The organism is Flavobacterium micromati (assembly GCF_900129585.1).
Lineage (GTDB): Bacteria > Bacteroidota > Bacteroidia > Flavobacteriales > Flavobacteriaceae > Flavobacterium > Flavobacterium micromati.
Window position 1 is genome coordinate 22,165 of the sequence record NZ_FQWF01000002.1, and the last position, 17,515, is coordinate 39,679.

Annotated in this window: 17 protein-coding genes; 5 read left to right on the forward strand and 12 right to left on the reverse strand. The window is 33.4% G+C overall.

Going from position 1 to position 17,515, the window contains the following annotated elements; all coding sequences use genetic code 11:
- Positions 1-44: 44 nt before the first annotated feature.
- The 10 genes from BUB42_RS02295 to tgt all read right to left on the reverse strand — a co-directional run bounded on the left by BUB42_RS02295 (position 45) and on the right by tgt (position 10,448).
- A complete protein-coding gene (locus BUB42_RS02295) occupies positions 45-1,304 on the reverse strand; it encodes an asparagine synthetase B (RefSeq protein ID WP_073016814.1) in 1,260 nt (419 codons plus the stop codon).
- 509 nt (positions 1,305-1,813) lie between these two features.
- The gene (locus BUB42_RS02300; protein WP_073016815.1) at positions 1,814-2,482 is read right to left on the reverse strand and encodes a response regulator transcription factor; all 669 of its coding nucleotides are present in this window, start codon (positions 2,480-2,482) and stop codon (positions 1,814-1,816) included.
- Between the two features lie 3 nt (positions 2,483-2,485).
- The gene (locus tag BUB42_RS02305; protein ID WP_073016817.1) at positions 2,486-3,277 is read right to left on the reverse strand and encodes a sensor histidine kinase; all 792 of its coding nucleotides are present in this window, start codon (positions 3,275-3,277) and stop codon (positions 2,486-2,488) included.
- Positions 3,271-3,747, reverse strand: a complete 477-nt coding sequence (locus tag BUB42_RS02310) for a hypothetical protein (RefSeq protein ID WP_244533867.1) — start codon at positions 3,745-3,747, stop codon at positions 3,271-3,273. Before BUB42_RS02310 ends, BUB42_RS02305 begins: the two co-directional genes overlap by 7 nt.
- A 171-nt stretch (positions 3,748-3,918) precedes the next feature.
- The gene (locus BUB42_RS02315) at positions 3,919-4,344 is read right to left on the reverse strand and encodes a hypothetical protein (RefSeq protein WP_073016820.1); all 426 of its coding nucleotides are present in this window, start codon (positions 4,342-4,344) and stop codon (positions 3,919-3,921) included.
- Positions 4,345-4,508: 164 nt separating this feature from the next.
- Complete coding sequence (gene dnaB, locus BUB42_RS02320) at positions 4,509-6,053, reverse strand: replicative DNA helicase (RefSeq protein ID WP_073016822.1); 1,545 nt, start codon at positions 6,051-6,053, stop codon at positions 4,509-4,511.
- A 140-nt stretch (positions 6,054-6,193) separates the two neighbouring features.
- Positions 6,194-7,147, reverse strand: coding sequence for an acetyl-CoA carboxylase carboxyltransferase subunit alpha (locus BUB42_RS02325; RefSeq protein ID WP_073016824.1), 954 nt, complete (start codon positions 7,145-7,147; stop codon positions 6,194-6,196).
- 90 nt (positions 7,148-7,237) lie between these two features.
- Positions 7,238-8,149 carry a DMT family transporter gene (locus BUB42_RS02330; RefSeq protein ID WP_073016825.1) on the reverse strand — a complete coding sequence of 304 codons (912 nt, stop codon included), beginning with the start codon at positions 8,147-8,149 and terminating at the stop codon, positions 7,238-7,240.
- Entirely contained in the window at positions 8,136-9,269 is a 1,134-nt protein-coding gene (locus BUB42_RS02335) for an LptF/LptG family permease (protein WP_084118272.1), read from the reverse strand. The genes BUB42_RS02330 and BUB42_RS02335 overlap by 14 nt, the downstream gene beginning before the upstream one ends.
- Before the next feature lie 48 nt (positions 9,270-9,317).
- Positions 9,318-10,448, reverse strand: a complete 1,131-nt coding sequence (gene tgt, locus BUB42_RS02340) for a tRNA guanosine(34) transglycosylase Tgt (RefSeq protein ID WP_073016827.1) — start codon at positions 10,446-10,448, stop codon at positions 9,318-9,320.
- Between the two features lie 440 nt (positions 10,449-10,888).
- Here tgt and BUB42_RS02345 point away from each other — a divergent pair, with 440 nt between their 5' ends.
- The gene (locus BUB42_RS02345) at positions 10,889-11,653 is read left to right on the forward strand and encodes a prohibitin family protein (protein WP_073016828.1); all 765 of its coding nucleotides are present in this window, start codon (positions 10,889-10,891) and stop codon (positions 11,651-11,653) included.
- A 154-nt stretch (positions 11,654-11,807) separates the two neighbouring features.
- On the opposite strand, the gene BUB42_RS02350 is transcribed toward BUB42_RS02345, so the two are convergent.
- Positions 11,808-12,518: an alpha/beta hydrolase gene (locus tag BUB42_RS02350; protein WP_244533868.1), complete on the reverse strand. Its 711-nt coding sequence runs from the start codon at positions 12,516-12,518 to the stop codon at positions 11,808-11,810.
- A 522-nt stretch (positions 12,519-13,040) separates the two neighbouring features.
- Between BUB42_RS02350 and BUB42_RS02355 the strand changes: the two genes are divergently transcribed.
- The 3 genes from BUB42_RS02355 (at position 13,041) to BUB42_RS02365 (ending at position 15,838) form a co-directional block, all read left to right on the forward strand.
- Positions 13,041-13,355 carry a rhodanese-like domain-containing protein gene (locus BUB42_RS02355; RefSeq protein ID WP_244533869.1) on the forward strand — a complete coding sequence of 105 codons (315 nt, stop codon included), beginning with the start codon at positions 13,041-13,043 and terminating at the stop codon, positions 13,353-13,355.
- 4 nt (positions 13,356-13,359) lie between these two features.
- The gene (locus BUB42_RS02360; protein ID WP_073016830.1) at positions 13,360-13,674 is read left to right on the forward strand and encodes a rhodanese-like domain-containing protein; all 315 of its coding nucleotides are present in this window, start codon (positions 13,360-13,362) and stop codon (positions 13,672-13,674) included.
- Positions 13,675-13,927: 253 nt separating this feature from the next.
- The gene (locus BUB42_RS02365; protein ID WP_073016832.1) at positions 13,928-15,838 is read left to right on the forward strand and encodes a transketolase; all 1,911 of its coding nucleotides are present in this window, start codon (positions 13,928-13,930) and stop codon (positions 15,836-15,838) included.
- A 70-nt stretch (positions 15,839-15,908) separates the two neighbouring features.
- Here BUB42_RS02365 and BUB42_RS02370 read toward each other — a convergent pair whose 3' ends face one another.
- Positions 15,909-16,928, reverse strand: coding sequence for a BamM family beta-barrel-assembly machinery protein (locus tag BUB42_RS02370; protein WP_073016834.1), 1,020 nt, complete (start codon positions 16,926-16,928; stop codon positions 15,909-15,911).
- Between the two features lie 80 nt (positions 16,929-17,008).
- Here BUB42_RS02370 and BUB42_RS02375 point away from each other — a divergent pair, with 80 nt between their 5' ends.
- Positions 17,009-17,407, forward strand: coding sequence for an RNA-binding S4 domain-containing protein (locus BUB42_RS02375; RefSeq protein WP_073016836.1), 399 nt, complete (start codon positions 17,009-17,011; stop codon positions 17,405-17,407).
- Positions 17,408-17,515 lie beyond the last annotated feature (108 nt).

Consider the following 17,515-nt stretch of genomic DNA (forward strand, 5'->3'; position numbering starts at 1 on the left):
TAAATACTGATCCATTTCACCGCATTAATAAATCAAAAATTTATTTATGTTTTCAGTTTCTTTTTCTTAGCCGCTGGAAATAGCACGTTATTTAAAATTAGTCGGTAGCCCGGTGAATTAGAATGTAGATCTAAAACCGTAGGAGGATCACCCACTTGATGCTGAAAATCTTCTGGATCATGTCCAGAATAGAACGTAAACATCCCTTTTCCTTTTTGACCATGAATGTAACGCGCTTCCCCGTTTAGCTCACAACTGCCCATAATCAAAACATTAGATTTAATGAACTCCGAGTCAAAAGCAGTAGTTTGTCCCATAAATCCTTTTACTAATTGCGTGTGATTCTGGCATAGCATACTAGGGATAGGATCCCATTTGGCTGAAAATTCCATCAATGTAAAATAATCTTTTTCCATTGGAATTTTGCGTTTTGCAGTCATATCAATATCTGAAAACTCATATACTTCGGGACGTCTTTCTAAAGTAAAATTCTTAAATGCAAAAGAGTGATTATAATCAATTTTTGACTGGTAACTTGCTTCGCTAGCATCGCCGTCAAACATTGCTTCGCAAATATCATGTCCATCAGCGGCAAGCGCAATATCAAAACTATCCGTTGCTGAACACATAGCAAACATGAATCCGCCACCAATTACAAAATCCCTAATTTTTTTGGCAACCGCTCCTTTTTCTTGCGAAACTTTGGCATATCCTAGCTTGTTTGCCAAGTCCTCAGCTTGTTTTTTTTGATCAATATACCAAGGCACATTTTTGAAAGAGGAATAAAACTTACCATATTGTCCAGTAAAATCTTCATGATGTAAATGCAACCAATCGTATAGCAATAACTGATCGCCTAATACTTCTTCGTCATAAATAGCTGTAAACGGAATTTCGGCATACGTTAATACTAAAGTTACAGCGTCATCCCAAGGTTGTTTACCTTTTGGAGTATAAACAGCAATCTTAGGTGCTTTTTCTAAAATAACAGACTCCATATTTTGTGATGCACTCGATATCTCGTTTAAAATATTAAATTGTTCACTGTCAGAAATTAATTCGAAACTAACGCCTCTAATTTGGCATTCTTTTCTAATTTCTGCTGCATCAGGCAATAAAAATGAACCTCCTCGATAATTCAGCAACCAGCTCGCTTTGTAATTTTTATCCAAACACCAAAAGGTAATACCATACGCTTTTAAATGATTTTGCTGCGTCGTTTCGTCCATTGGCAACAAAATAAAGGATGCTTTAGTTGTAATTGAAACTAATAAAAGGAATAGAATTAGAAATGATCTGTTCATACTGTAAAACTTTGGTCTCCCAAAGATAGAAACATAGCCGTTCAATTAGCTGAATTTTAACTATTAAATAAATTACAAAAAACAAAAAAATGATAAAAACACGTAAAAATACCTATAAAGTAAAGCTATTAAAATTTTAACTTTGCCCATGAAACAATTAATAATCTTAAAAACAAAGTGATGGATACTGATGAAAACAATACACCGCTCAATTTACTTGATGTTGTCAAAAAAATAGGAGTTTGTTTATTGATATTACTTATTGTTGCATTTTATGCGCTTTGCTACCATCAATTTACAAACTGATCGTTGTAACGAAAAAGAAAATCCTACGCAAATTTATGTTATAGATTTAGCAATTACATTATTCAGTAAAAACTAAAATTTTGTAGTAACGGAACATTTGCAAACGCTTCAACAAGAATAATTTTACAGATAAATCAATCTTTGAAAGCCTATTTATACAATAATTTGATTAAGGCAGTTTTTACAACACAAGTTAAAGGTGGCTAAACATCAAAATTAATAATCTCATTTTGAACCGCATAGACTACCAATCCCGCCATATTTCTTGATTCGGTTTTCAATAATAAATTATTCCTATGACCCTCTACGGTTCTGGGACTTATATAAAGTTCTTCGCCTATTTCAACTGTGCTTTTTTGGGAGCAAATAAGTTTGAGCACTTCAAGTTCTCGAGCAGTTAAAAAACTGTTGTCAAACATACTTTTTACTTTTTTTGTAGTCAACACATTATCCTGAATAATCTTCATTACATAATCAGTGTAATAAAATCCCTTAGCCGCAACTTCATTTATAGTGGTTAATAATTCTAAAGGCGTTGCATTCTTGATTAAATAAGAAACTGCCCCTACGTCTATCATATTAGCAACAAAAGATTTAGAATTATAACTCGTCAACGCGATAATTTTAATGTTTGGAAACTGTATATGGATAATTTTCGTTGCTTCAACTCCATTAACTTTTGGCATTTTTAAATCCATAATTATAATATCGGGGTGTTTATTTTTGTTCGTTTGAAGATATGCAATCAACTCTTCGCCATCAGAAGCCTCAAAAATAATATCAATATTTTCTTCACGAGCCAATAAAAATGAGATTCCTTTTCTAAAAAGAATTTCATCGTCAACTATAATTATTTTAATCTTATTTTTCATTGTTTAAAAATTAAAAACTACAGAAATTCCTTTATTCACTGCCGATTGAATTACCATAGTTCCTTTTAAAAAAGTAATTCTACTTTCAATATTTTTTAACCCAAGTCCTTTTTTACTTTCACTACTTTCTATTTCAAAACCAACGCCATTATCAGTGTAAGTGCAATTTGTAAAGCCATTTATGTCTTCAAAAAGGATTGAAATCGTCGTTGCTTTTCCATGTCGCACTGAATTATTCATCAATTCTTGAAGTATTCGAAAAACATGTAAATGCCTATCATTATCTAAAAGACTGAAATTGCTGTTGCAATTATAGTGTACCTCAACATCTTTTAAACTACTAAACTCCAAGCATAATTCTTGCAACCCCGCATGCAGTCCAAATTTATCTAAAACAGGAGGCAACAAACCGTGTGCAATTTTTCTTGCATTATCTAATGCTTTGCTTGTGAGATCAATGATATTTCTCGTTATTTCAAGAACCTCACTGTCAGTTAAATTAGGCCTTGTTAGTAAATGGCTATTCAGTGCTACGATATTAAGCTTAGAACTAATATCATCGTGTAGATCCTGAGCTATGCGTTTGCGTTCCTCCTCTTGCGTGATAATTACAGCACTCAAAAGTTCTTTTTGATACTGAATTTCTAAATCTTTTTTTTCGATTTCTTTTTGAGTAATTTTTTTTCTCGAAAAATAGAAGAATAAAACTAAAACAATCGCCATGACAATAAAAAAACCTGAGGTATAAAAAATGATAGTGACTATCTCTTTCTCGTATGGAGTGTTTTTTAACATAATTTAGTTTGAACTGCCTTTTTGTAAAAACTATTTTTCCATTCGAATAGTACAAATAATTGATTTAAAACAACTAAAATCGCGTTTAATGTCCACGTGAAAAATTTAAATTCCGTACTTAATCCAATGGTTAAGTTTCCAACAAAAAACAAAACCGTACTTCCTAACAGATAGATAATCATTCCAATTGTCACATAGTAAAATTCTTTTTCTCCGGCAAGTATGTTGTACAAGTGCATCATTGCGAAAACTACCACGAGTAAGGACGTTAGAGCAATTTGGAATAAATTAAATTTAAAAAATTGGCTTGGTTCTAAAAAAAAGTTGACACTTAGAACCATTAATCCCAATATAATACTGCATATTATAAATGTTTTTTGTCGTATGGTTTGCATCAATTTATTGTAAAACAGACCCAGTAATACCATTTGTCCAATAAAGAAAAAGTTAAATAAAACAAGATTATTCATTTTCAGAAGAAATAAAACCTCACTAATCATTTGCAGTAAAAAAGAAAAAACTAGAAAAACAACATAAAAGCTAATACCCTTTTTTTTAATAAAAAAGCTGTAAGAATACAGTATTAAGTTAACTAGTAGTAAAAGGTATCCTGAGTAAATGATAAAATCATCCATAATAAATTATTGTTCCAGTGGACTTGTGGGATCTCCATAGGGTGGGCAAGGTCTAGATAAATCATAGATTCCAATCTCCTCGTTTGTATCATTATCTGACGCAAGAGGTATCATATCCTCATATATTCCGGTTTCCAAATTTAACTTTGTAGCCACAAACATTAATTTTTCAACGTAAGTTGGTTTTTCCCCTTTTGTAGTTGGTGCAATCTTTTCTACGCCAATATACGCTCGTACATATTCAGAACCTTTTTCTGCTAAAACTTCGGCTAGATCAATACTGGGAATTAAAAAGGCACTGAGCTCGTTGTATTTATTGTAGCTACTTTCTTTGTTTCTCCATCTTTTCGCCCATTTTTGTGCTGTTTTTAATGGAATAGAATTAACTGTTTTTTTTTGGTTCTGATTTGTAACGGTTGGTTTTTGAGTCATGTATTTAATTCTTGGTTAGAAATATAATTAGTTAGATAGCTAAACTACTAATTTTTATTGTTTTACCAAAGGCTAATTTGTAAAGAACAGTAAAAAGCCTAAATCAATATTTATTAATTTAGGCTTTTTGTGTGTCTTCATAGTATTAGAAGATCAGCATTTAGTTAAAAAGGCACATCACTATCATCATCAGGATCATTAAAATTACTGCCAAAAGCTTCGTTAGCAGAAGGTAAATTTTTAGTAATAAATGGATTGTCATCCTGATTCATACTTGACGGTAAGTCATCATAGTTGCCATTATGATCTTCAAGATTATCAAACTTTCCAAGATGTCCTATAAATTTTAATCGCACGTTTTCAATGCTACCATTACGGTGCTTGGCTATCATAATTTCGGCCTGACCAGCAGTAGGCGAAGCTTCGTCATCATCCCATTCGTCTATTTTATAATATTCAGGTCGGTATAAAAAGGAAACAATATCAGCATCTTGCTCAATTGCCCCTGATTCCCGTAAGTCAGAAAGTAACGGTCTTTTACTCGATCCACGCGTTTCCACGGCGCGCGATAATTGAGAAAGCGCAATTACTGGAACATTTAATTCTTTGGCTAATGCCTTTAAATTTCGAGAAATTGTTGAAATTTCTTGTTCCCTATTTCCACCACCTTTCCCATTTCCTCCGGCTGTCATTAATTGTAAATAATCGACAATGATAATTCTAATTCCGTGTTGTGAAACTAATCTTCGTGCTTTTGCTCTTAAATCAAAAATTGATAACGATGGTGTATCATCAATAAATAAAGGTGCTTTTTCTAAATTCTTTACCTTAGTGCTTAGCTGTTCCCATTCGTGTTTTTCTAATTTTCCAGTACGTAATTTCTCTGATGACAATCCCGTTTCTGATGAAATCAAACGGGTGATTAGCTGTACAGAAGCCATCTCTAGTGAGAATAATGCGACAGGCATTCCATAATCTATCGCCATATTTCTAGCCATAGATAATACAAAAGCTGTTTTTCCCATTGCCGGTCTTGCTGCAATAATAATTAAATCACTTGGCTGCCAGCCCGAAGTTATTTTGTCCAATTTATCAAAACCTGTTGCAACGCCACTCAATCCCTCCTGTCCTGCAATTTCCTCAATTCGTTTCTTGGCTTGCAAAACTAAGCTTTGAGCCGTTTCGGAACTTCGTTTTATATTACCTTGTGTAATCTCGTATAATTTCGATTCAGCTCTGTCTAATAAATCAAAAACATCAGTAGTTTCATCATAAGAATCTTCAATAATTTCAGTTGAAATCCGAATCAAACTGCGCTGAATAAACTTTTGAAGAATAATCCGAGAGTGAAATTCGATATGCGCCGAAGATGAAATCTTTTGCGTAAGCTGAATAAGGTAAAAATCACCGCCAGCAAGCTCTAACTTAGCGTTTTTCTTGAGTTGCGCTGAAACGGTTAATAAGTCAATAGGCTGCGTTTCTGTAAACAGCTGAACAATAGCTTCAAAAATATGTTTGTGTGCTTCTTTATAAAAAGCATCAGGTTGAAGAATGTCAATTACATCATCTACTCCTTTTTTGTCAATCATCATAGCACCCAGCACAGCCTCCTCAAGATCAAGCACTTGTGGTTGCAATTTTCCCTTTTCAAGGCTTATAATAGTAGTTTTATCAACCCTGACTGGACTGATATTTCTAAAGTTTTCCATAAAGCGAAAGTAGCAAAAATTAAAAAAAGATAAGCTTTGAGTTGTTACAAATAATTGTTGATAACTAACTATTATTTGTTTATAACCAAAAAAAAATCCGAAACTGTAAGGCTTCGGATTAAATTTACTTTTGTAAGATTTTACTCTTTATATTCACCCATTTTACTGTATTTAGCCATTCTTTGAGCGATTAATTTTTCTGTTGATAAGTCTTTTAATTCATTAAATCCTTTCATGATGTATTGCTCTACAGTTTTAAAAGCCGTTGCTCTATCATAATGCGCTCCACCTAATGGTTCTGGGATAATATCATCTACTAATTTTTGCTTTTTCATGTCAGCAGATGTCAGTTTCAAAGCCTCGGCTGCCTGTTCTTTATACTCCCAACTTTTCCATAAAATAGACGAACATGATTCAGGCGAAATAACAGAATACCACGTATTTTCCATCATATAAACTTTGTCTCCCACACCTATTCCTAAGGCACCACCAGAAGCTCCTTCTCCAACAATAACTGTTATAATAGGCACTTTTAATCGAATCATTTCAAAAATATTTCTAGCAATAGCCTCTCCTTGTCCTCGTTCTTCAGCTTCCAATCCTGGATATGCACCAGGAGTGTCAATTAAAGTTAGAACTGGAATACCAAATTTCTCTGCCATTTTCATCAAGCGCAATGCTTTTCGATAACCTTCTGGATTTGCCATCCCAAAGTTGCGAAACTGACGCGTTTTGGTGTTAAACCCTTTTTGTTGCCCTACAATCATAAAAGATTGTCCATCAATTTTACCTAAACCACCAATCATCGCTTTATCATCTTTAAAACCTCTGTCTCCAAAAAGCTCAAGGAAAGTTTCGCCGCACAAAGCCCGTACGTGATCCATAGTGTACGGCCTACTAGGATGTCTCGAAAGCTGGACACGTTGCCAAGCAGTCAAGTTTTTATATATGGTTCTTTTGGTCTCTTCTAGTTTCTTATTGATTTGCTTACAAGTGTTAGTCACATCAACATCTGATTCTTGTCCAATAATGAGACATTTGTCTAACTGCTCTTCTAGTTCTTTTATTGGAAGCTCAAAGTCTAAATATTCCATAGGATTTTTGCGTTTTTGTTTTATTTCGAACGACAAAGATAAAATTTTAAATCGTTCGAATTGGCTATTTTTCTATTTATGTGTAAAAATTCAATTGTTTAAAGTAGAGTTATTTTTTTTGAATTTTGTCTTCTCATATTGTTTAATTACGCCATTAAATATTACTGTGAGAACAATAATCAATGCTCCAATATAAAACTCAAAACTCATTTTTTCTTTGCCACCAAGAATAAAATAAGCCAAAATAATTCCATAAACAGGTTCTAAATTTGTGGTTAGCATCACTGTGTAAGGCGTTAATTTCTGCATCACTTTTACCGAAGCTGTAAACGCATAAGCAGTACAGATTGAAGCCAAAATAAGAATTAAAATCCAGTTATTAGCAGTTAAAATAAAGAAGTCTGAAGTGAATTTTTGTTGAAACAAAAAGTAAATAGATATAAAAAAAACACCTGCTAAAAATTCATAAAACGAAATTACAGATGGATCATGATCAGCAATTAATTTGCCATTCATTAACGTAAATAAAACGCCTAAAATAATTGCTGCCAACGCGTAAAGCATTCCGTCTAAATAATTTATTTCGACTTTAATAATCAATGCTAAACCTGCGATAATAATTAAGCCAAAGAATACTTCATACCAAAGTACTTTTCGACCATAAAAAAGTGGCTCTAAAATCGAAGCAAAAAATGCACCAAGAGAAAACACAGATAAGGTAATAGAAACATTAGAAACATGGATCGCTTTGAAAAAAAAGATCCAATGCAGAGCGATGAGTAATCCAACGAAAATTAATTTTAAAAAGGATTTCAATGGAATTTTAAACGACTTTTTTTGGAATACCAGAAAAAAACCGAGAAAAATAGCCGCAAAAAACATTCTGTACCAGACTAAGGCATTAGCTGTGATGGTAATTAAAGCGCCAAGAATCGCTGTAAAACCCCAAATAAAAACAATTAAATGAAGATTGAGGTAACTTTTTAAATTATCGTTTCGCATTTCGTAATAAGTAAATGGCTAAAATTCCAAAGGCAATATTGGGCAACCAAACCGCTAATAATGGCGGAATACTCGATTTTTCAGCAAGTACTCCAAAGATTTTGTCAAAAAACACAAACGCAAAAGCTAGTGCAATTCCAATAGCTAGATTTGTTCCCATTCCTCCTCTTCTTTTCATAGAAGATACCGCAACAGCTATAATAGTTAAGATAAATGCTGATACTGGTACACTATATTTTTTATATAAAACTACTAAATACACGTTAATATTAGAAGAGCCACGCTCGCTTTCTTTTTTAATAAAGGCATTTAATTTCCCCAAACTTAAAGTCTCTGCAATATAAATTACTGGTGTCAAATCCTCCAAATCAAAACTGAAACGAGCGATTTTTTCAGGTGCTTTTTCAATTTTATCACTTAGTTCACCCACAGTTCTTTTTGTGTAATCATACATTGTATAATTCTTTTCCTTCGGGTTCCATTTAATTCTTGTAGCAGTAATTTTATGTACTAATTTCTCTTTATTAAATTTTTCGAGTGTAAAATAGAAAGCTGTTTTTGACTCTGTATTGAAGCTATTTACGTAAATAAATTCCGTATCGCTTATTTGGCGATAAACATCAGTATTATTTCCGCGCATTGCTTCCTTTCCTCCACCTTTTAAATAAGTGTATCTAAAGTTATTGAATCCTTCACTGGCAGCGGGAACAACAAAAAATCCCATTAACAAAACCACGACAGAAACAATTGAAGCGCCTATAATGTACGGACGCAAAAACCGAGTGAAGGATATGCCTGAACTCAAAATAGCAATAATTTCAGTATCATTTGCCAGTTTTGATGTAAACCAAATCACCGATAAAAATAAAAATATTGGAAAAAGAGAATTGGCAAAATAAATGGTAAAATTGTAATAGTAAAACGCAATTTCTAAAAACGGCACTTTGTTCTCAAGCAATTTATTGATTTTCTCGGATACATCAACAACAATCCCAATGGGAATAAACAACAATAACATTACCACAAATGTGGCTAAATATCGTTTTAGGATGTATTTATCAATTATTGTCAAGCCCCCTAACCCCCAAAGGGAGAACTTTCCAAATTTCTTTTTACTCATATCAATATTTTTTACACATCAATTATTCCTTTTTGGGGGACAGGGGTTTTATAATCTCTGATTCATATTTTTGACCATCATTTCTTTCCAAGGCTTGAAATCGCCAGCCAAGATATGTTTTCTGGCTTCCCGAACCAGCCACATATAAAAACCAAGATTATGGATTGTTGCAATTTGTTTTCCTAAGTATTCATTGGCAGCAAAAAGGTGACGTAAATATGCCTTAGTATATTCAGTATCGACAAATGTGATTCCCATTTCATCAATTGGAGAAAAATCAGCTTCCCATTTTTTATTTTTGATATTAATCGATCCATTTGCGGTGAAAAGCATTCCGTTTCTAGCGTTACGGGTTGGCATCACACAGTCAAACATATCTACACCAAGAGCAATATTTTCAAGAATATTAATTGGAGTTCCCACGCCCATTAAATAACGCGGTTTATCTTCAGGTAAAATTTCGCAAACAACCTCAGTCATAGCGTACATTTCCTCTGCAGGTTCGCCTACTGAGAGTCCGCCAATAGCATTTCCTACTTGGTTGCTATTTGCAATGTATTCTGCTGATTGCCTGCGTAAATCTTTATAAGTGCTTCCTTGAACGATAGGAAAAAAAGCTTGATCGTATCCATATTTTACTGGCGTTTTAGCTAAATGATCCACACAACGGTTCAACCAGCGGTGTGTCATGTGCATTGATCTTTGCGCGTATCTGTAATCGCAAGGATATGGTGTGCATTCATCAAATGCCATTATAATATCTGCACCTATTGTACGCTGAATTTCCATCACATTTTCTGGTGTAAAAAAGTGGTAGGAACCGTCAATATGTGATTTAAATTTTACGCCTTCTTCTTTGATTTTTCTATTGGCCGAAAGCGAATATACTTGGTAACCACCAGAATCAGTCAAAATGTTGCGATCCCAGTTCATGAATTTATGTAATCCGCCTGCTTTTTCCAAGATTTCAGTTTGTGGTCGTAAGTACAAATGATAGGTGTTTCCTAAGATAACATCTGGATTTATATCTTGTTTCAATTCTCTTTGATGCACCCCTTTTACAGAAGCTACAGTTCCTACAGGCATAAAAATAGGTGTTTCAATCACACCATGATCAGTAGTAATACTTCCCGCTCTAGCCTTGGACAACGGGTCTTTTTTCAATAAATCAAATTTCATCTGTCTTTCTTAATATTTCTTTACGGTTAAATTTCATTAGCCCTAAATACTTTTTGTCCCGACCATTCGGGTGCGCAAAGATAGCTTAATTAGACAATTGGGAAATTAGATCAAGTAAAAATTTAAGTAGTTGTCTAAATTTATGGCGTAAATGATTTTACAACAGCTATTTTCAATCTGCAATTCTCAAAAATAGGACCTCAAGCTCAGTACAAAGCACTCGCTATTGATTGATCAAATTCAGCTCCAACTGGAATAAATAATTGCGCCTTTTAGTTTTTAAAGTTGTTTGAATCCAATCCGTTTTTAGAAAAAATTTCATTTTTATTGCGGTTCACAGACATTATTTAACCGTTCAATGTATAAAAAAAATTAATAGACATGATAAAATATATATATAAAAACATTTTAACCTTAATTCTTAAATTTATAAAAAAATCATGAAAAATAAAATCATAATCTCCGTATTTTCCCTACTTCTTTTGCAAAGTTGTGTGGTTGTTCGTCCAGGTGAAGTTGGTGTTAAACAACGATTAGGAAAACTTTCCGATAAAATTACAACTCAAGGCCCAGCTTTATACAATCCATTTACTAGCAAAATTATAAAAGCGTCCATTCAGACTAATGATTTAGAGCAAAACCTCAGTTTACCTAGTAAAGAAGGATTAAGTGTAAATGCACAAGTATCTATTCTTTATCGTCTTGAACAAGAGCGTGTCGCAAAAATTATAGAAACATATGGTTTATCGTATGAGAATATAATTTCAAATGTATTTCGTTCTGCAGCAGCTGATGTAAGTTCTAATTTCTTTGCTAAAGACATGCACTCTGGTAGGCGATCAAATATTGAAGCTGAAATTAAAAGTAAAATGGGAGAAGTTTTAACAAAACAAGGAATAATTGTGGAGTCGGTTTTGATGAAAAGTATTCAACTACCTGCTGGTTTGGCAAGTTCAGTTGAAAGAAAATTGCAAGCCGAACAAGAAGCTATGCGAATGGAATTTGTGTTACAACAAGAAAAATTAGAAGCTGAAAGAAAAATTATCGCAGCTCAAGGAACACGAGATTCTCAAAAAATAATTTCGGAAGGTCTTAACAATGATATTATTAGATTACGATCAATTGAAGCGTTTCTAGAATTATCTAAATCACCCAATGCAAAAGTTATTATTACAGATGGTAAATCACCTTTCCTGATTCAATAATAAAATACGCATGATCACAAAATCGGTTTTAGTCACTAAAACCGATTTTTTTTTTGCTTTTAAAATTAAATTTATGGCAAAAGGTTCTTTCGCATATTAAGGAAGTGTGGCGTTGTTAAAAAAAACTACGAAAACATTTTTTATCTTTCAATTTTTATTTTGACTGTAGTTTTACAAATTCAATTATCTCCTCAAAGCGATCACTATTCGAATTAAAATATTGTGTCACCATAGCTGCATGTTTTTTATTTATCCTTATTTCAGTCACATCAGGTTGGAAAGGCTTCAGAGCTTTTAAAAAACGACTGTTAGCAACTTTAATTGAATTATAGGTTTTATCGCCAACATAAATAAGAAAAGGCGGTGTGCTGTTGTTCAAAAAATAAATAGGTGAAGCATCTTTCCATTGCTGTGGATCTCTTGTCCAAGTTGTTAGATAATTATTTTTAGCAGTTGGCGGATTTTCTTCTAAATAATTCTTCATGTCTAATCCAGCAGCATCGTTCAAAATAATTCCCGAAATACTTTTGGCATCGACTCCATATTTAGGATTCATAACCGCTAAAGCTGCTAGATGACCTCCAGCAGAGTGTCCAGTAATAAAAACTTGATTTGGATTTCCGTTGTATTGAATTACATTATTTTTAGCCCATTTTATTGCGGCAGCTACTTGTTTTGTCATACCATTATAATTTGCATCTGGACTCAAAGTATAATTTGGTATAATTGTAATTATTCCTTTCTTAGCAAAATTTCTACCTAGCAAATCATAAATCCCTTTTCGACCACTATCCCAATTACCACCATGTACAAAAATTAAAACAGGCAATGGCTTGGAGGGACGCCTTGCGCGGAATAAAAACATTTAATTTTGGATCAGGAATGCTGTTTTTGTCGTTATATCCAATATAGGAGATATCGGTAATTTTTTTCGAACTGCAATTCACTGAAAGGAAAGCACTAAACAAAACGATAATATAGACGGAAAAACGCATAGTTTATTTTTTACGAAGATAAGATTAATAAAAAAATTGTGGAAGATCTATTGCAAATTAGTATTTGTCAATAAATGAATAATTTAGTACTATGGAAACACTTAAATTATCTTGGTCTTTAGCGTAACGTAGCTTGAAACTTGACGAGCAGAGTGAATTATGTTGGTTGATAAAGAATAAATTATAAAGATTTTTAATTTCAGTGTCAATTGTCAAGGTGGAATATATTCGAAGAATGAATAACACTTTAATGAAAATATTAAACTTAGAGTCTTTCGCACATTTTAAAAAAAATTAAAATCCTCTTCTGTAACAAAAGTTACTAAACACAGTTTTGTGTTACATTACTTTTGTATAGTAAAAATTAAAACATCACGAATTGTGAAAATTTAATGAAGCTAATTTTTAAAATGGTAGAATTGATGAAAATAGAAAATTTAATTAAAGAAAAGGCATGTACGATTGTGGACGTGCGTTCCCATGAAGAATTTATGGGTGGTCATGTTGCTGACTCAATAAATATTCCTTTAGGGGAAATTCAACAAAGAATGCAAGAGATAGAAAATCTTAAACAGCCTTTAATATTGTGTTGCGCGTCAGGAAATAGAAGTGGACAAGCACAACAATATCTTTCACAAAAAGGAATTCACTGCCACAACGGCGGTTCATGGTTAGATGTAAATTATTATCAATCACAAACAAGTTAAAAAAATGTTCGATAAAATAAAAAAATTACTCGGTTTTGGTGCAAGTGTTAATTTCGCTGATTTAGTAAAACAAGGTGCTTTAATAGTGGATGTTCGTAGCAAAGGAGAATTTTCAAGCGGGCACATTAAAGGTTCAATCAATATTTCAGTTGATACTTTAAGTAGCAACTTGAACAAATTAAAAGATAAAAATAAAACGATTATTACATGCTGCGCTTCTGGTATGCGGAGTGCTTCGGCTAAAAGTATTTTGAAATCAAATGGTTATACGTCAGTTTATAATGGTGGTGGATGGAGCAGCCTTAAAAATAAAATATAAGTATTAAAAAAGTACTTATTCTTCTCTCTTGATTCGTTTATTTCAATATAAAAATTATTATTTTGTTCCAATATTCAAATAATTCTGCTTCATAAAACCTGCCTCGCGCAGGTTTTATTGTATGTAAAAAGTACTAAAATAAAAGGCTTTGAAGCCACGATAGCCATTTCAGTGTTGTTTAATTAATAAAAAAAGTATTGCCTTAACCCTAAATAAAATTTACATTTGCAGCACTTTAACACTTACACAAAAAATGAAGCCTAACACACAACAATTAAACGATTTAACGATCCAAGTTAGAAGAGACATTCTTCGAATGGTACATGCTGTAAACTCAGGTCATCCTGGAGGATCTTTAGGATGTACTGAATTTCTCGTAGCCTTGTACCAAAACATAATGGATCGCAAAGAAGGTTTTGACATGGACGGAATGGGAGAAGATATTTTCTTTTTATCAAACGGACATATTTCACCTGTTTTTTATAGCGTTCTAGCTAGAAGCGGCTATTTTCCAGTAGCAGAATTGGCTACTTTCAGACTAATTAATTCTAGATTGCAAGGGCACCCAACAACTCATGATGGTTTACCAGGAGTACGAATTGCTTCAGGTTCACTTGGTCAAGGGCTATCAGTAGCTATAGGCGCTGCACAAGCTAAAAAATTAAATGGTGACAACCATATTGTTTATACGCTTCATGGAGATGGTGAATTACAAGAGGGTCAAAACTGGGAAGCTATTATGTATGCTTCTGCAAAAAAAGTGGACAATCTTGTAGCTACAATTGATTTAAATGGAAAACAAATTGATGGTACTACTGATGAAGTTTTGGCTATGGGAAGCATCAAAGCTAAGTTTGAAGCATTTGATTGGGATGTTTTAGAAATTGAAAAAGGAAATGATCTGGAAGCAATTATCGCTGGAATGAATGATGCTAAATCAAGAACTGGAAAAGGAAAACCGGTTTGTGTATTGTTACATACTGAAATGGGTAATGGAGTTGATTTTATGATGTTTAGTCATGCTTGGCACGGTAAGGCACCTAATGATACACAACTAGAAATAGCGCTTGGTCAAAATTATAATGTTGGCGGTAATTTAGATTACAGCCCCCTAACCCCCAACGGGGGAACTCCAGTTGAGTCTCATAAAATAGAAAAAAATAGTATTGTAACAACAAATAAAATACCTCATTTAGTAATTCCCCCTTCGGGGGTTAGGGGGCTTAATACAGGAAGTAAAGATACGCGCTCAGGTTTTGGGGCGGGAATGACCGAGTTAGGTCAAAAAAATGAAAATGTTGTAGCACTTTGTGCAGACTTAATAGGTTCCTTAAAATTTGATGATTTTAAGAAAAACCATCCAGAACGTTTTTTCCAAATAGGTATTGCAGAAGCAAACATGATTGGAATCGCTGCAGGATTAACAATAGGTGGGAAAATTCCTTTTACAGGAACTTTTGCTAATTTTTCTACAGGAAGAGTTTACGACCAAATTCGTCAGTCTGTTGCTTATTCTGAGAAGAATGTCAAAATTTGTGCTTCACATGCAGGATTAACTTTAGGAGAAGATGGTGCAACACACCAAATCCTTGAAGACATTGGTTTGATGAAAATGTTACCTGGAATGACTGTGATCAATACTTGTGATTACAATCAAACTAAAGCAGCAACTTTAGCAATTGCTGATCATCATGGTCCTGTTTACTTGCGTTTTGGTCGTCCCGTGGTTCCTAATTTTATGCCAGCTGATCAGCCATTTGAAATTGGGAAAGCAATTGTTTTAACAGAAGGTTCTGATGTGACTATTGTTGCTACAGGTCACTTAGTTTGGGAAGCTCTTATTGCAGCCGAAGCATTAGAGGCTCAAGGAATTTCTGCTGAAGTTATCAATATTCACACGATTAAACCATTAGATGAAGAAGCAATTCTACAATCATTGGCTAAAACTAAATGTATTGTAACTGCTGAAGAGCATAATATATTGGGAGGTCTTGGCGAAAGCATATCTAGAGTTCTCGCATTAAATAGCCCATTACCGCAGGAATTTGTCGCTGTGAATGACAGTTTTGGAGAATCAGGAACACCAGAGCAATTAATGGATAAATACAAACTAAACAATCAAGCAATTGTTGCAGCTGTAGAAAGAGTGATGAAAAGAAAATAATCTTTCATTTGATACCAAAAAAAAACCAGTTCGCTTTATCAACGAACTGGTTTTTTTGTTTTATTCTATTTTAATTACACTTCACTAAATGTCGTTTTTTTCTACTAGGATCAGTTGTATTTCCGTCACAACTAGGAATTGATTCAAATGGAATTAAAACACCGTTCGCAGCTGTTATTTCTGTGCGGGTACTTACACCGTCACCGTCATCGTCAGTATCTATAAAATCAGGAAATCCATCTCCATCTGTATCATCAGGATTAACAACACCTGCATTTAACTCTTCTTTAAGCCACATATAACCATCGCCATCAATATCTTCATGATAGGACAGAATTCCATCGGGTGAAGGAGCAGATGTAACTATATTGATTTCATGATCTAAACGCAAAGTAGCTAACAATTTAAAACTAAAAATTAAAGGAACGTAACCCGGAATACTGCCCTTACCAGTTGCATAGTACGCTAATCCAGATGGAATAAACATGGCTCCTGCTCCAAAATTAATATTAGAAACTGTACCATCAGGATTAGAGCTTGCAGTTCCTGTTTTAAACTGAGGAAAAATCTCTTTCCATCCTCTGACCGAATTAATTAAATTTATGCGTTGCACCTCAAAAATCCATTCTATAAATTTAGTTGTTGTAAGTGTCGTTGCGCCTTCAACTTTTGCGCTTTGTAAATAATCACCTCTATACGTTGTGGAAACTTGATCTACGTTAGACGGAGATGTACCCGTTCCTTCTCTCAAAACTAAATAATACAAGGTATAATTAATTTCATGCAGCTTAACCTCTCTACTAAGCAATTTAGGGAAAGTTGCACTATTTTTATAAGACATAACAGATGGTTGTGTTCCTCCTGCTGGAATCTTAGTAAAAACTATATTTTGATCTTCAGGATTACCTGGACTATTGGTAACAGTGATATAATAGGTATTCAAATATTGCTCAATATCTTTTATTTCAGTTGCGTACTGCACTGCAAATTCTCTTGCCGGAACGGGTACAAAAACTTCTTGATCTTTTGTGCAAGAAAATAAAGTGATAGTTGTAATTAATAGAATAAAATAATACTTAAATTTGTTCATTATAGCTGAATTTTTTAAGTGCGCAAGATACAATATTGATTGATTTTTGTGAACTATTTAACTTTGATTTTTGAAAATATATGAGAATTGACAAATATTTATGGTGCGTGCGCTATTATAAAACTAGAAACATGGTTACTGAGGCTTGTAAAAAAAACCACGTAACAGTTAATGGTCTTGTGGCCAAGCCTTCTAAGGAAGTTTTTGCTACGGATAAAATTACGTTTAGAAAGGATCAAATCACTCAGATTATAACCGTTCTAGATATTCCTGAAAATCGTGTGGGCGCAAAGCTGGTAGATATTTATAGAAGAAATGATACATCTGCAGAAGCTTATCAGCACTTAGAACTTTTGAAATTATCGAAAGAGCATTATCGAAAAAACGGAACAGGAAGACCTACTAAAAAAGATAGAAGAGACATTGATGAATTTATCCCGTCCTCAAACCTCAATGAAGGAGAGGAAGCTGAGTCTTAAAATATGAATTTCAAAATATGGTAGTAGGGTTGCTTTAATTTTTAAGCGTATCAAAACTCTAATTTCCAAAATACTTTCAACAAAGCTTTAAAAAATAAAATGCAACAA